Raw genomic sequence first — 15101 nt, forward strand, 5'->3', positions numbered from 1 at the left:
ACAATCTCTTATTACATATCTTTTTTGATTGGGGACTGGGGATTGGGGCAGAATAACTATTGCCTATTGCCTATTGCCTATTGCCTATTGCCTTTTTCAAAACACTAGGAATTGCCGCCATGACTTTTTCCGCAATCTGTTCTGGTGTTTCTCCCTCGATGACTGGAATTCGTAAATCTGCTTGGGCGTAAAGAGGTGTGCGCTGTTCAAGGAGCGATCGCAGTTTGCCTTTGGGGTCAACATCTTGTAGCAGTGGTCTTGTGGTATCCTCAGCTAAACGGTTATAGAGTAACTCCACTGGTACATCTAGCCACACAATTAAACCGTGGTGCAAGTAACTCCAGTTTTCTCGCCGTAACACAATACCCCCACCTGTAGCGACAGTCAGCTTAGTATAGGCGCAAACTTGCCCTAACACATCACTTTCCAACTGGCGAAATGTTGCTTCCCCTTCTTCAGCAAATATCTGGTTAATAGATTTTTTCGCAGACTGGGCAATGACATTATCGGTATCAATAAACCCATAACCTAATTGCTTTGCTAGTAATTGCCCGACTGTGGTTTTACCAGCCCCCATCATCCCAATTAGATATAGGTTGACTCCTTGTAACAAACTACTCACGCTAATTTAAAACTCCGTTTTCAGACGACTTGCTTGTGTGTGGTTTTTGTGGTGTGCTGTCAAAATAGTCTGCATTAATAAGCAGTTTTCTGGTTCGGCACTTAATTTAAAATTTTCCTCCATTAGTCGCTCAATTGTATACTCCATCCATGCTGGTGTTTGAAAAAATTTCCCAGCTTTTTGTTCAATCAGAGAACGTTTTTGTAATAAATCTACTGCTTCCAAAATTAATCTCTGTGAGAATTTTGGCGATAATCCTGGTATAGTATTTTCTTGTAACTTGCGTACTGAAACCAAATCTTGATGAATCGCCAGCCAATACATCACATTTCTTTCTAACTGCGATAAGCGATTAAACTGTTGGTCTAAAATGACGCGCATATCCCCAAAAATTACAGTACCTTGAGCAATAAATTCTGCAATATTACTACTAAATAATTCTTGAATAGCTGTAGCTACAATTTGCAAAAATAACGGATTACCTGTATACCAATTGAGTAATACTTGTAATTCTGGCTCAGAAATATTCTGTAAACTTTTAGCTTGGAGAATAGAGAAACTTTCTCGTTTACCTAGTCCTGTGAGTTTGAATGAGCGAACAGGTAATTTCTCCCCTTGTGAAGCAGCTATATCTGGAATTTTTTCCCGACTATTGATTACTAAACAGCTTTGATGTGTAGATTCTGCTATGCGTTTAATTAATTCTCCGTATAACTCATATCCTTGATGATATTTAATTGGCGCTAAAAGCTGAGTACCAGCAGAATTTTCTTCGCCAGAATTACTGTTATGTGCGTATCTATTTTCACTAATTAAAATCGTATCAAAACTATCTAAAACAATTAAACAACGTGCAGAGCGTAAACAATCTATCAATTGGGAGATTTTTTTTTCTACAGTGTCTGATAAAGGATGATCTGATTCTGGCTGAATAGTTGTAATGATTTGATCTAATATCCTCTCTAGGGTAGGTGCAAGACGTAGCGATCGCCAAATAACATAGTCAAAATCTTCTTGTATCTCTTGAGCTAACTTCACGGAAAAAGCTGTTTTTCCAATCCCACCCATGCCCAAGAGTACAACTAGCCGACAGTGTTCTTGTAAAATCCATTGTTGAATTTTTGTTAGTTCTGTTGTCCGTCCTTGGAAACTGCTAATATCAATTGCTTCACCCCAATCCATCACAGGGTTTGGTGCAATTTTTACTAAGTTAGTTGCTTCTGCTTCGTGAATTTCCTGATTAACATTCACTGGTTGTAACTGTAACCTATCTTTTTTATACCCTGCTTTTTCTAATAGATAAGTTACACGACTCCAATTCTTGACTTTAATTGCATATCCTGCTTGAGTAGTCAGCATTTCTTCAATATATTTATAAAGTCCGTTCGACAGATAAACTCTGACGGTGCTGCTACTACGACTTTGATACACGATATTGGCAATTTCGGCAGGACTACAGCCACAAAGTAAGCCTCTGAGGAATTTTTTTTCTACAGGAGTTAAAGCTTTCCCTTTAGTTGATGCCAAATCTATGTATAACTTTTCTAACTCCCAATTCTTTGTGGCCTCTATAAATTCCTCTATTTGATGGGAATCAAATGTTGTCATTACTATTTTATATGTATTTAATGTAACATTGGCAATATCTTAACGATTCTTCGATGAAGTGAGCATAAATCAAGAATAAATTTATAACGAATTTCCTAACTGTTGTTAGGTGACTTAGTAGTTATGAATTAGTTATGGTTAGGCTTAACGGAAAATTAATATAACTTGTTTGAAACTTTAAGAGTAAAAGTTCCGTCAATCATAACTAGGATTACTCTAACTTTAACAAAGCGGTTTTACTGGTGCATCTTACGGAGTTTTCCACAGCACAATATTAGGATTTTCAACTTTAGTTATGGCAGGCTTTATCAATTAAAAATTGCAGATCAAGGTGTAAAAAATGACTCAATTGCCAGGAATATTCAACATCTTTGCCACTTTCCAGGTTGAGGCATAAATAATACTACATATCTTACGGTCGATAGACCAAATTAATTTAATGTGGTGTGTAATGAGGCATCAACCATGACTCGAATTCGTGACGTTGTGCAACAAGCTTTAGTAACTGGTTATCTCACGATTGAGGCGGAAAATCAACTCCGGTATCTGTTGACTACGCAGTATGATCTTGAAGATTTGAACGCCTTTATGACTTTGCAAGAAGCTGCTATGAACGGTAACGTCAAGCAAGAGTCTCGTGAACGCTGCGGCATCTCTTAGGAATGGAGGTGATAGGTGACAGGTGACAGGTGACAGTGAAAAGGATTTGGTTTGTTTTTTTCATTGTTTGCTAGTCTGTCGCCGCATTAGTCGGTAGCTTGTAATTAAAGCTTCATTTGCGTGATTTATCATCTTCAAAATCATCATCTTCAAAAAATCCCCAATCATCATCGTCGCTTACATCATCAGCTATATCGTTGGCTGGTGGTTGATAGGGGGGAACAATGACTCGGTAATCAGCATCATAGACTGATTCCGTCTTGCCTGCGGCAGTATTTTTTGGCTCACGGTAACTATAAGAATAAAAAGAGCCAGATTGAGAACCGCTTTTAGGTTGTTGTGGGCGTTCGTAGGTGGAAGAATCTCGAAATGACTCAGATTGAGAACTGTTTTTCGGTGCTGTCTGTGGCTGTTCTCCAAAATCCCAATCATCGTCAGCATTACTATTCGTTTCCCAATCATCAAATTCGTTGCTAGGGGTAGACTCTGTTCTACTAGCTGACGGTGGAGGATTGGGTGGGGGAGGCGTAAATTCTTCTTTACGGCTAGCCGTGGTACGTCGGGAATTGTTAGCTGTGTTGAAGGGGATTTGGCGTGGTTGTCCCCCAAAATAATTTGATAATTGAAACAAGCTAGTAATTAATAAAGATGTGCCAGCACCAGCAGCCGTGCTGAACAAAATCCACAGAGCTAGCGGTATTGGCTGGCTACGCATACCCAAAAATACTAACGATATAATAGGCGACCAGTTTTGAACTAACAATAGTGTTAGTCCTCCCATGATTGTGATTAATAGAATTAAACGAATTACAGCCATAAATCAGGGATTGGGGATTGGGGATTGGGGTTAAGGAGCAATGGGGATTGGGGACTGGGGATTGGGGATTGGGGGGGACTTTCCCCTTTTCTCCCTGCCTCCCCTACTCCCTACTCCCTACTCCCTACTCCCTCTTTCATTTTTACTTCCTTGCCAGCGTTGAATGGGGATGCAATCAATCTCTAGTTGATCTAAAGTGCGGGCAACTACGAAATCAACTAAGTCCTCGATGGTTTGAGGATTGTGATACCAAGCGGGAATGGCAGGCACAACCCTGACTCCAGCTTCTGCCAAGGTGGTTAAGTTACGCAGGTGAATCAGGCTAAAAGGGGTTTCGCGGGGAACGATAACTAATTTACGTCCTTCTTTCATTTGAACATCGGCTGCTCGTTCTAATAAGTCGGAACTCAAACCTGCGGCTATCTTGGCGACTGTACTCATGCTGCAAGGGATAACAATCATCCCCAAGGTACGAAAGGAACCACTGGCGATATTTGCTCCAACATCACTCCAAGGATGGCAGCGCAGTTTACCGGCAAGAGCAACTCCGGCTTGCTCTCGCCAGAATTGCTCTTGTGCGGTTGGTTCTGATGGCATCCGAGTGTCCTGTTCGGCTTGCCAAACCATGTAAGTTGATTTAGAGGCAACTAATTCAATTTCATAGTCTGCTGCTAACAGGTATTTTAGGGCGCGAACGGCGTAAATCAGACCAGATGCTCCTGATACGCCGAGAATTAGGGGTTTGCTATGGTCTGTCACCGGTGCTTAATAAAAATTTACTCATCATCAGCATACGGTTCTAAATCATCAGACTCAAGATCGTTGCCTAGGTAGATATCCGCACTGTCACCATTGACACCGCCGATACTTAAACCTTTCACCATGCCATCACTACCTACGGTGACTAAATCTATTTGCTGGCGATAGTAATCAACGCTTTTTACTTGGACAGCGACGCGATCGCCTAATCTATAGGAAGCACGATTTTTTCTGCCAAATAGTGCCTGTTGTCTGGCACGGTACTCATACCAGTCATCTTTAAGGGAACTGACGTGTACCAGTCCTTCCACCCGTAAAGGTACGCCAGGATTTTTGGTTTCTAACTCGGTGGCTGGGACTTCAATTTCTACAAAGAAACCGTAGGATTGTACGCCAGTAATTACGCCTTGGAAGACTTGACCGATGCGCTGTTTCATTAATTGGGCTTTTTGTAACCCTGCTAAATCGGCTTCGGCTTCTTGGACTTCTTTTTCTCTGTCATTGATTTGGGTAATTACCCTGGTTAAATCGCTTTGCAGTTCCTGTTGTAGTTCTGGGGGCAGAACGTTCCAGTTAATTTCTTCGTGGCTGGAGGAGTGGCGCAGGTTAACTCGTTCTTTGACACGGGTGGTGCGGCGATCACGTCCGTGTTCTAGTAGCTGATAGTACACTCTTTGCATCAGTAAGTCTGGATACCGTCGCAAGGGTGCAGTACAGTGTATATACTGAGAAAGTGCCAAACCAAAGTGATTACCTTTGGTGGTGCTGTAAACTGCTGGTTTGAGGGTATCTTGCAACAAATAAGTCAGCACTTGTTCGGAGGGGGATTCTGCAAACGCTCTGGTTAGTTGTTGATAATCTAGGGGTTCGATGTCTACGTCTGGTTCTATTGCTAGTTCTACACCCAAGTTAATTGCTAACTTCAGCATTTCTTGCACATCTTCAGCATCTGGTGTGCCTTGAGTGCGCCAGATTGCCGGCACGCCTAATGCACTCAAATGATTAGCCATGAGCTGATTTGCCAATAGCACGAATTCTGTAAATAGCGATCGCACTGGCGAATCATTGACGACGACAGCGCCCAAAATCCCTTCATCGAAGTAGGGGTTTTGAGTGGAGGGCAGATTTAACTGCAAGCTACCACGGGAGAGGCGGGCTTGTTTCACGCTCTTGGAGATACTGAGTAAATTGTGCAGTAGTTCAATTACCTCTGGGGATTCTTTTCTGGCCTCCCCTTGGAGAATTGCTTCTGCTTGTTGTTTGCTCAGGGCTGTATCTACGTGGATCACACTGGGTTGGATTTCCCACTCTAAAACTTCACCAGACTGGGCAGAAAAGGTAATTAAAAACGACAGTGCCAGGCGATCGCTTTTCGGCACTAATGAACAGCGTTCAGCTACGGCATCTGGCAGCATGGGCAGTACCAAGTCTCCCAAATACACTGACCGACCGCGTTTGATGCTTTCTCTGTCTAAGGGTTCATCTGGTTGAACATAGTGAGATACATCGGCGACGTGAAAACCTAATTGCCAATTACCCGCCACGGTTCTTTCTAAACTGAAGGCATTTTCTACTAATTTAGTATCATTATTTACTTCTGTGATCGTAATAGTAAATAAATTACGTAAATCTAGCTTGTTTTTTAGGTCTGCTTTCAGCAACCTTTTGGGTAACTTGGCAGCTGCTTCTAATATTGACTCTGAGAAAGTCCGGGACAGGTCATGCTTACAAGTAACTAAATCTATATCAGCTGCGGCTTCGGCATCGCTACCGAGAATCTGCACAACTCGACCTACGGGAGGATATTGGGCTAAGGGATAACGTAGGACTTCTACATGGGCTAGGTGATCGAGGGCTTCATCCAGTCTCATCCCGTTAGCTAGAAGTTTGAGTTCAAACAGTAGCCGATCATCTAAGGGAACAGCCCGGAAACCCCCTTCTACCTGTTTAATCCGTGCCAGTAAAGTATGATTGGCCCGTTCTAAAATCAACTTGACTTCCCCTTCGGGAGAACGGCGACGACTACCTTCTTTCAGAACTCGTACTAAAACGCGATCGCCATTCCAAGCATTACTCAAATGACTTTCTCGGATATAAATATCCTCTGCCCCTTCCACATCTTGAATAGCAAAGCAAAAGCCTTTACTCGAACAACGTAGTTTGGCTTCAATGACACCTTCTTCTGAGATGCGGCGATACTTACCCCGTTCCTTCACCAACAGACCGATTTTCTCCAACACTTCCAGGGCAATGTGGAGTTTTTCTAAATTATCTTCATCCTCGCAACCCAGTTTCTTTTCCAAAACTTTGCGAGCTACCAATTTATCATCGGTGAAATTGGCAAGGAGTGTAGCGATTGAAAATTCCATGCAGTGAACCGACCTTTGGTCAAAACGTCATTGTTGGTTGAATCTGGTTCTTTGCCGTATACCCTCACGGCCTACAGTATATTAGCTGGAAACGAATTACCCTGAAACAGAGTTCCCGCAGTTCCAACAAAAGAAGCTAGCCCACCTTAGCAGGAAGACGCTTCTGAACGAGACGCTGCACGTAGCTTGCTTCTCCGGAGGAGTACACATCTAACGAACTTCTCACTGCACGTCAATCTCAGAGTTAGCCTGCGTTAGAGTCCTTTTACCTAGCTAATCTCATAGAGTACGCCTGAGATAATTTTTTCCACAATGTCATTACGCGACTGTTTTTGAGATCCTGGGTTGGGATGAATCTCCACATTACCCAAAAAAAGCGATACACAGTGGAAAATACAGGTGTTTGATTGTCTAGGTTTAGGGTACTTTTACGCCATCAGACTCTGATTTTTTACTAGGAGAAACTGCCGAATCATCCAATCTGCCCATATGTAGAATCGGTAACAATTGGGTGGCAGTCTAACAAGCAGTGAGGGCGAACCTTATCTCCATTATTGTAGATTTAGAGCGCACTTCCAGAAAATAGTTCTGGATCTCGAATTGGGTAAATAGTATAGCACTAATAATCAACCCACTGAGAGTTATTCAACTGCCGTAGAAATTAATCTTTTCAAAAGCTACCGCTAAAATGAGGACATACGAGCTAGATCATCATGGTGCTTTTATCTGCAAATTTGGTTGTTAGTAGTGAGTAAAAATTACTAGGCGATCGCCTACGATATTATTTTTCTACCGATATAAAATTGAGTAAATGTAACGTTAAAATACATATATTCAGCCCTGTTAACAAAGTTTAGTCAAACCCACAAAGATTTTCTTTTTGACAAAGCTTGGTTGACAACTTGGGTAAGATGAAGAATTGTAATGAATTAACAAGGTGGCTGGGCTACACCAGTAAAACCCCGTTATTTCCTAGACTTAGATTGGTGGCAGTATGATGTTGGCTCAATTCCACAGCTTGTATCCCAACGGCAGTTTAATCTCTGAATTAGTAGAAATTTTTCAGGGTAAATACATCGTTAGGGCTAGCGTGCAAATTGAAGGTGTAACTCGTGCTACAGGTATGGCAGCAGCTGAAACCGTAGAAGTAGCCGAAGACCAAGCCAGAACTAGAGCATTGATGGTTTTGGCAATGGCGAACACACCACAGACATCAGCCGTAACTGTTTCTCCCCAACCAGCATCTCAGGTACAGCTGACTCCTACTTTTAATGAGCCTACTTATACTGCTCCCAAAGAAAGTGATTTTAGCAATTATCAAAGGTCAATCAGTAGCGATCGCATCTCCTCTACAACTGATACACCTAGCACCAGCAGCAGCGATACCCAAAGCCCAGATTTCAGTCCCAGTTTACCTGTAACTAACTACCAAGAACCAGAATTCGATACCCCCATAGAAGACATACCACTGATGTCTGCTAAACAGTCAGACAGTGCTTCCTTACCAGAGATGACGGCTAGTAATGTCACCCCCTTTACACCTCGTGCGGCCAGTCCCCAAGAGAACGTTACCACTGTACCAAGCACAGGGAAGAGAAAGAAAAAAGCCGAACCTGTAGATTTATCTGATGTCATTGCCAAAACAGATGTCGAATTGCAGCGCCTAGGCTGGACACCAGAACAAGGAAGAGAGTATTTAATTAAAACCTACGGTAAGCGAGGACGGACTTTACTGACAGAAGACGAATTACACAGCTTCCTCAAATACCTAGAATCACTACCAGATCCCATTGCTGGGTTTTAAATTATATAGTTCCTTAATTTCCCTCCTCGCAATCCTGCACTGTTTAAACATTTGGGTGCTTGATGCAATAATATGTGGCTCGCTTTGCCTAAATCCCCCTTTTGCAGAGGGACTTTGGTTCTAGTTCCCCCCTTTTTAAGCTATGCGTTACCCACATCTTTCTTTACAATCTTAAAACCCTTGCTCTATAAGCATCTTAAGGACTGAAACTTTAAGCATACTTGACAAATCATCATTTATTCTTCTCGCTAAAACAGTGTTTTTATTGAGAATGAAAAACGAACGAATCAGGGTTCTAGAGACGTGAGTTAATACTCTCGAAATGTTAAGAAAGATGTTTATAATGGTTAGCTTTTTAAGGGGGGGTTAGGGGGGATCAAAATAATGCGGGATAAGGTGAGCAGACTTGTGACACCTTAGCCTCACTTGCTGAGACGAACTAGGGGTGAATTAACTAACTCACAACAGCCACCGGACGACTACCAGCAGAGCTTCTGTCAATCACTTGGTCAATCAAGCCATATTCCTTAGCTTCGTCTGGCGACATGAAAAAGTCTCGTTCCGTATCTTCTGCAATGCGCTCAATTGGCTGACCAGTGTGTTCAGCCAAATAATCATTTAACCGTTTCTTATGGTATAAAATTTCTCGCGCCTGAATTTCGATATCAGTTGCTTGACCTTGAGCGCCCCCTAGAGGTTGGTGAATCATAATCCGCGAATGGGGTAAACTCATCCGCTTGCCTTTAGCACCAGCACTTAGGAGAAACGCTCCCATACTTGCCGCCAATCCTGTACAGATGGTACAAACATCAGGGCGAATCTGTTTCATCGTATCAAAAATACCCATGCCAGCAGTCACAGAACCACCAGGAGAATTTATATACAAATAAATATCTTTTTCTGGGTCTTCAGCATCTAAAAACAGTAATTGGGCAACTATCAAGTTAGCCAAATTGCTGTCAACCTGTTGACCCAGAAAGATAATCCGCTCACGCAACAGGCGTGAGTAGATGTCAAAAGCGCGTTCACCGCGACCCGATTGTTCAATGACGATAGGAATAGTCATGCAGCGTATTTGTAGCTATTTTAAATTCCATTTTATCGAGGACAACGCTTTTCGGGGGGAATAGGAAGAAGTAGGGGAGGCAGGGGAAGCAGGGGAAGAAAAATCTCATGTCCAATCCCCAATCGTTCGATAGATGCCAAAAATCCCTATAGGCACTTTTGATAGTGAGAGTACGTCTAAAGAAATGACCATGCTGGTTATTTCTAACAAATCCGATAAACCAAGAGTACAGGGTGTAGTTAAATTCACCAAACTCACTAAAAATGCTATCAACTGAGGGAGACCTGCCATGCCAAAAAGACTTGTGCAAGCCGCCATCATCACTTTTTTACTCCATGTGATTGCAGGACTTAGCCCAAATACTAGACTTCAAACCAGGACGGTTTCACCCTCAACAGAAACACCAGTACAAATGATTAGTATGTTGTTGCGTCGCAATTAACAACTCTCAAAAGTCCCCAACTAGCGCAGCGACGCACTGACAACATATAAAATCAACACTCTTTTTGATTCTTATCTGTAACCTGTAACCTATCACCTGTCACCTCTGTTTCCAGAGAGATATATATTCAGGCATTGAGGTAAACACTGACAGCAGGTAGACTGGGCAAAGAAGGCAACTACCTGCATCAAAACCATGACTAATCGCCTTGCCCAAGCCCAAAGTCTCTATCTCCGCAAACACGCCGAAAACCCGATTGATTGGTGGCCTTGGTGTGATGAAGCTTTTGCAACTGCAAGGGCAGAGGATAAACCGATTTTTCTCTCCATTGGTTACTCCAGTTGCCACTGGTGTACTGTCATGGAAGGTGAAGCTTTTTCTGACCAAGCTTTAGCTGAATATATGAATGCTAATTTCTTGCCTATCAAGGTAGACAGGGAAGAAAGACCAGATATTGATAGCATTTATATGCAGGCTTTGCAGATGATGAGTGGTCAAGGAGGCTGGCCTTTAAATGTCTTTCTGACACCAGAAGATTTAGTCCCGTTCTATGCTGGGACTTACTTTCCCTTAGAACCACGTTACAACCGTCCTGGTTTTTTGCAAGTGCTGCAAGCGTTGCGCCGCTACTACGATACAGAAAAAGAGGAGTTGCGCCAACGTAAGGCTGTGATTTTGGAATCACTTCTCACCTCTGCGGTGTTACAAGGTGACGCTACCCAAGAAGCTGAAGCACAGGAATTGCTAGGGCGGGGGTGGGAAACTAGCACGGGGATCATTACTCCTAATCAGTACGGTAATAGCTTTCCGATGATACCCTACGCAGAATTAGCACTGCGGGGAACTAGGTTTAATTTTCCATCTCGCTATGATGCCCAGCAAGTTTGCACCCAGCGCGGACTAGATTTAGCACTGGGAGGCATTTACGACCATGTAGCCGGGGGGTTTCATCGCTACACAGTTGACCCCACCTGGACAGTACCTCACTTTGAAAAGATGCTCTATGACAATGGTCAGATTGTCGAGTTTCTAGCTAATTTGTGGAGTGCAGGCATACAAGAACCGGCATTTACTAGGGCGGTGGCTGGTACTATCGAGTGGCTACAACGAGAAATGACTGCACCAGAAGGTTATTTCTATGCGGCTCAAGATGCTGATAGTTTTACCAATCCTGCCGAAACTGAGCCGGAGGAAGGAGCTTTTTACGTTTGGAGTTACACTGAGCTAGCAGAACTATTATCACCAACAGAATTAGCGGAATTACAACAACAATTTACTGTTACTCCTAACGGTAACTTTGAAGGTAAGAATGTCTTGCAAAGACGTAATCCAGGACAGTTAAGTATCACCCTGGAAACCGCCTTGGATAAATTATTTACTGCTCGTTATGGTGCTGCACCGGATGCACTAGAAACTTTTCCCCCAGCCCGTGACAATCAGGAAGCAAAAACTAGCAATTGGCCGGGACGCATTCCTTCAGTCACAGATACAAAGATGATTGTAGCTTGGAACAGCTTGATGATTTCTGGGTTAGCCAGGGCTGCGGCAGTGTTCCAAGAACCTATTTATGGAGATATTGCAGCACGGGCAGCAAAATTTATTTTACAGCATCAGTTAGTTAATGGGCGGTTTCATCGGCTGAATTATCAAGGTCAGCCCACTGTTTTAGCTCAGTCTGAAGATTATGCTTTCTTTATTAAGGCTTTGCTGGATTTGCAAGCCTGTTCTCCTGAGCAGAGGTTTTGGTTAGAAAATGCGATCGCTCTCCAAACGGAATTTAATGAATTTCTCTGGAGTGTAGAATTAGGTGGCTACTTCAATACAGCTAGTGATGCTAGTCAAGAGTTAATTGTGCGGGAACGCAGTTATGCTGATAATGCTACACCATCTGCTAACGGTGTGGCGATCGCTAACTTAGTCCGTCTCACATTGCTTACTGATGACCTCCATTATCTAGATTTAGCCGAGCAAGGCTTAAAGGCTTTTAACAGTGTCATGCAACAAGCACCCCAAGCTTGTCCAAGTTTGTTTACAGCTTTAGATTGGTATCGTAACTGCACCTTGATTCGTAGCACCACTGAGCAAATCAATGTCTTGATCCCCAAATACTTACCAAATGTGGTCTTGAATGTGGTATCTAATTTACCCACAGATAGCGTTGGTTTAGTTTGCCAAGGTTTGAAATGTCTCCCCTCAGTCGCCAGTTTAGAGCAGTTGTTACAGCAAGTGCAGCAGAGCCAAAATAGGGGTATAGCAGTGTAAAAGTACAGTATATTACTTCAAATTTCACCCTTACACCCCCACACCCCTACACCCTCTTGAATGATGAATCAACAACCCGTACTCAAAAGCATCACCCCTCTTATTCCGGCTGGCGGTGATATAGAAAAATCTATTGCTTTTTATGAGCAACAATTAGGTTTTACAACTATATATACAGAAGGTAATCCCATTGAGATAGCAATCATCCGGCGTGATGCAGCAGAAATTATTCTGCAAAGAAATGATGACCGAAATCTAGCCGAATGGACAACCTTTCGTATTCAAGTTGAGAACATTGAGCAACTTTATCAGGAGTTGTTAGCACGGGGTGGAGAAATGATTCATCCCAACGGTAAGTTAGAAAGCAAGCCTTGGGGAATGAAAGAGTTTACTGTGCTGGATGTGGCTGGTGTGGGGATCACATTTTATGAGGTAGATAGTTAAACAAGTTCAAATTTCTGGAATTGTCTATGAATCAAAGTTGGGAATCCAAAATCCAAAATCTAAAATCCAAAATGGACATAACTGCTATTGTCTTAGCTGGTGGTCAAAGTTCACGGATGGGTGAGGATAAAGCTTTGATGTCTCTTGCAGGTATGCCACTGTTGCAAAAGGTGTGTGGTATTGCCGCCCAGTGTGCTGATACTGTTTATGTGGTGACTCCTTGGACAGAACGCTATCAACACCTAGATTTACCCAACTGTCAATTTATTAGAGAATCCCCCCATCCCCAAGGACCTTTAGTCGGCTTTGCTCAAGGTTTAACGCAAGTACATACTGAGTGGGTTTTGCTGCTGGCTTGTGATTTGCCGAAGTTACAACCAGAGTTATTACAAGAGTGGATAGCCAGACTTGATAGTGTAGATGATGATGCGATCGCAGCTTTAACTCATCACTCTAAAGGCTGGGAACCCTTGTGCGGTTTTTATCGCCGTCGCTGTTTACCGCAACTACTAGAGTTTATCAATCAAGGCGGGCGATCGTTTCAGCAGTGGCTGCAAAATTATCCTGTATACGTTTTACCCTTACCAGCACCGGAAATACTTTTTAACTGCAATACACCAGAGGATTTTGCTTTGCTCAGAGATTGAAGCTCAAGTTTTCTCTGAATGGTCAATACTGGTATAAAAATTCTTATATAAAAATTTTAAATAAAGTATGATTTGTTATCTATCAAACATTAGTTACTCAGTTTATTCCTGTATATTAGGTAAAGCTTTTCTCAAAAACCTTGTATACTTCAAAGCGAGTAGCACTGTCATCTGATTTTAGGGGATTTTGGCTAGTGTGTTTACTCGCTTTTTTTTACAGCCACGGTTTCGTATAAATAAATATAATAATTTTTTGTATCGAAAATTACATTTTTCACTATAGCTGTAGCCGATGAGATTAGGAAGTCAGGAAATCATAAAACCATTACCATCAGAGGCTTTTAAACCTGTCACCTATTACCTGTCACCTGTTACCTATCACCTGTCACCTGTCACCTGTCACCTGTTACCTATCAAGAAGTTAAAACTCAGGCTTTGATGCTGTTAGCATATTAAATAGTTAAATTATCTGCCAATCATTTCTTAACAGTAAAATGATTTGACCGATATTTCTCTATTTACAAAAACACAAGAATTACACTATGCTTCGTTCTTGGATATCATCTGCCTTAGCAATTATATTAAGTATAATTATCACTGCTTGTGCAACTACAACTACTCAACAGTCATCATCACAAATTACAAATAATTCTGAAATATCTAACACAAATCCCCAGCAATTACCCACAGTAAAGGCTAAAAGAGTTGTAACCCTTTCATCTTTGGCTACTGATATCATCTATCAACTTGATCAAACTAAGCTTGTAGGTATTAGTGGTAGCGCATTATTTAAAAATGATCCACGTTTCCAAAATATTCCTCGTGTCAGTGAGGGACAAACTCCTCCAAATTTAGAAAAAATTGTGGCTCTCAAACCAGATTTAGTTATTGGTGCAGCAGGTTTTTCTAATCAAGTAGTTCAACGACTGCAACAATTAGGAATTGCTACTTTACTAACGCAGGTGAATAACTGGGAATCATTAGAAAACCTGACAAAACAATTAGCTCAATTAATTGATGCCAATCCTCAGTCTTTATTAGACCGATACACAAGTTTTTTACCTGAGCAAGTAACTCAAAGTCCTTCTACACTTGTATTGGTCAGTGTACAACCGATTTTAGCTCCGAATAAAAACAGTTGGGCTGGAGATTTACTGGATAAATTTAAAGTCAAAAATTTAGCAGCACAATTACAAAATAAAAGCCCAATTGCCGGTTATGTCACACTTTCAGCAGAGAAAGTGATAGAAGCAAATCCTGAAGTGATTATTGTGGTTAGTCCACCACAAGGTGCTTCTCCAACAGAAGTTTTAAATACTTTTAAAAAAGCAGCTTTTTGGCAAAAACTGCAAGCAACTAAAAATAATCGAGTTTATGTTTTTAATTATTACGGATTAGTGAATCCGGGTAGTATCGATGCTATTGAAAAAGCTTGCCAGCAGCTTCATCAAAGCTTATTGAAATAATTCATCAGGTTTTAATCAACCATGTTATTTTTTTGACGCTACTGGGAAAAGTAATACTAAAGCTATGGTATTTTTCTCCAGTTTACGAGCATTTTGGCTGATGCTGAAAACTATAAACACTGGGAAAGACATAGC

14 protein-coding genes are annotated in these 15101 nt (G+C 41.9%); 7 read left to right on the forward strand and 7 right to left on the reverse strand.

Going from position 1 to position 15101, the window contains the following annotated elements; translation table 11 throughout:
* Nucleotides 1–70: 70 nt before the first annotated feature.
* Together NOS7524_RS03795 and NOS7524_RS03800 are read right to left on the reverse strand one after the other, a co-directional pair.
* Nucleotides 71–622: a shikimate kinase gene (locus NOS7524_RS03795; protein ID WP_015137148.1), complete on the reverse strand. Its 552-nt coding sequence runs from the start codon at nucleotides 620–622 to the stop codon at nucleotides 71–73.
* A gap of 6 nt (nucleotides 623–628) precedes the next feature.
* Nucleotides 629–2230, reverse strand: a complete 1602-nt coding sequence (locus NOS7524_RS03800) for an NB-ARC domain-containing protein (protein ID WP_015137149.1) — start codon at nucleotides 2228–2230, stop codon at nucleotides 629–631.
* A 465-nt stretch (nucleotides 2231–2695) separates the two neighbouring features.
* Here NOS7524_RS03800 and NOS7524_RS03805 point away from each other — a divergent pair, with 465 nt between their 5' ends.
* Nucleotides 2696–2890 (forward strand): hypothetical protein, encoded by a 195-nt coding sequence (locus NOS7524_RS03805; RefSeq protein ID WP_015137150.1) that lies wholly within the window; start codon nucleotides 2696–2698, stop codon nucleotides 2888–2890.
* A gap of 112 nt (nucleotides 2891–3002) precedes the next feature.
* Here the strand turns inward: NOS7524_RS03805 and NOS7524_RS03810 are convergent, their stop codons facing one another.
* The 3 genes from NOS7524_RS03810 to NOS7524_RS03820 form a co-directional block, all read right to left on the reverse strand.
* Nucleotides 3003–3707 carry a hypothetical protein gene (locus NOS7524_RS03810; RefSeq protein WP_015137151.1) on the reverse strand — a complete coding sequence of 235 codons (705 nt, stop codon included), beginning with the start codon at nucleotides 3705–3707 and terminating at the stop codon, nucleotides 3003–3005.
* A 117-nt stretch (nucleotides 3708–3824) separates the two neighbouring features.
* On the reverse strand, nucleotides 3825–4466 hold the full coding sequence (locus NOS7524_RS03815) for a flavin prenyltransferase UbiX (RefSeq protein WP_015137152.1): 642 nt from the start codon (nucleotides 4464–4466) through the stop codon (nucleotides 3825–3827).
* Between the two features lie 17 nt (nucleotides 4467–4483).
* On the reverse strand, nucleotides 4484–6835 hold the full coding sequence (locus NOS7524_RS03820) for a ribonuclease R family protein (protein WP_015137153.1): 2352 nt from the start codon (nucleotides 6833–6835) through the stop codon (nucleotides 4484–4486).
* Nucleotides 6836–7832: 997 nt separating this feature from the next.
* Here NOS7524_RS03820 and NOS7524_RS03825 point away from each other — a divergent pair.
* Nucleotides 7833–8639 (forward strand): hypothetical protein, encoded by an 807-nt coding sequence (locus NOS7524_RS03825; RefSeq protein WP_015137154.1) that lies wholly within the window; start codon nucleotides 7833–7835, stop codon nucleotides 8637–8639.
* A 454-nt stretch (nucleotides 8640–9093) separates the two neighbouring features.
* Here NOS7524_RS03825 and clpP read toward each other — a convergent pair whose 3' ends face one another.
* Both clpP and NOS7524_RS30400 read right to left on the reverse strand, forming a co-directional pair.
* On the reverse strand, nucleotides 9094–9705 hold the full coding sequence (gene clpP, locus NOS7524_RS03830) for an ATP-dependent Clp endopeptidase proteolytic subunit ClpP (RefSeq protein ID WP_015137155.1): 612 nt from the start codon (nucleotides 9703–9705) through the stop codon (nucleotides 9094–9096).
* 105 nt (nucleotides 9706–9810) lie between these two features.
* The gene (locus NOS7524_RS30400; RefSeq protein WP_041555132.1) at nucleotides 9811–9996 is read right to left on the reverse strand and encodes a hypothetical protein; all 186 of its coding nucleotides are present in this window, start codon (nucleotides 9994–9996) and stop codon (nucleotides 9811–9813) included.
* Between NOS7524_RS30400 and NOS7524_RS29820 the strand changes: the two genes are divergently transcribed.
* From NOS7524_RS29820 to NOS7524_RS03855, 5 genes are all read left to right on the forward strand, one after another.
* A complete protein-coding gene (locus tag NOS7524_RS29820; protein WP_171815342.1) occupies nucleotides 9995–10147 on the forward strand; it encodes a hypothetical protein in 153 nt (50 codons plus the stop codon). The two genes, NOS7524_RS30400 and NOS7524_RS29820, sit on opposite strands and share 2 nt — an antisense overlap.
* Before the next feature lie 195 nt (nucleotides 10148–10342).
* The gene (locus tag NOS7524_RS03840) at nucleotides 10343–12409 is read left to right on the forward strand and encodes a thioredoxin domain-containing protein (RefSeq protein ID WP_015137157.1); all 2067 of its coding nucleotides are present in this window, start codon (nucleotides 10343–10345) and stop codon (nucleotides 12407–12409) included.
* 60 nt (nucleotides 12410–12469) lie between these two features.
* Nucleotides 12470–12853, forward strand: coding sequence for a VOC family protein (locus NOS7524_RS03845; protein ID WP_235622393.1), 384 nt, complete (start codon nucleotides 12470–12472; stop codon nucleotides 12851–12853).
* A 71-nt stretch (nucleotides 12854–12924) separates the two neighbouring features.
* The gene (locus NOS7524_RS03850; RefSeq protein ID WP_041555541.1) at nucleotides 12925–13500 is read left to right on the forward strand and encodes a molybdenum cofactor guanylyltransferase; all 576 of its coding nucleotides are present in this window, start codon (nucleotides 12925–12927) and stop codon (nucleotides 13498–13500) included.
* A 542-nt stretch (nucleotides 13501–14042) separates the two neighbouring features.
* Entirely contained in the window at nucleotides 14043–14966 is a 924-nt protein-coding gene (locus tag NOS7524_RS03855) for an ABC transporter substrate-binding protein (protein WP_015137160.1), read from the forward strand.
* The last annotated feature ends 135 nt before the right edge of the window (nucleotides 14967–15101 follow it).

The sequence above is a fragment of the Nostoc sp. PCC 7524 genome (assembly GCF_000316645.1).
Lineage (GTDB): Bacteria > Cyanobacteriota > Cyanobacteriia > Cyanobacteriales > Nostocaceae > Trichormus.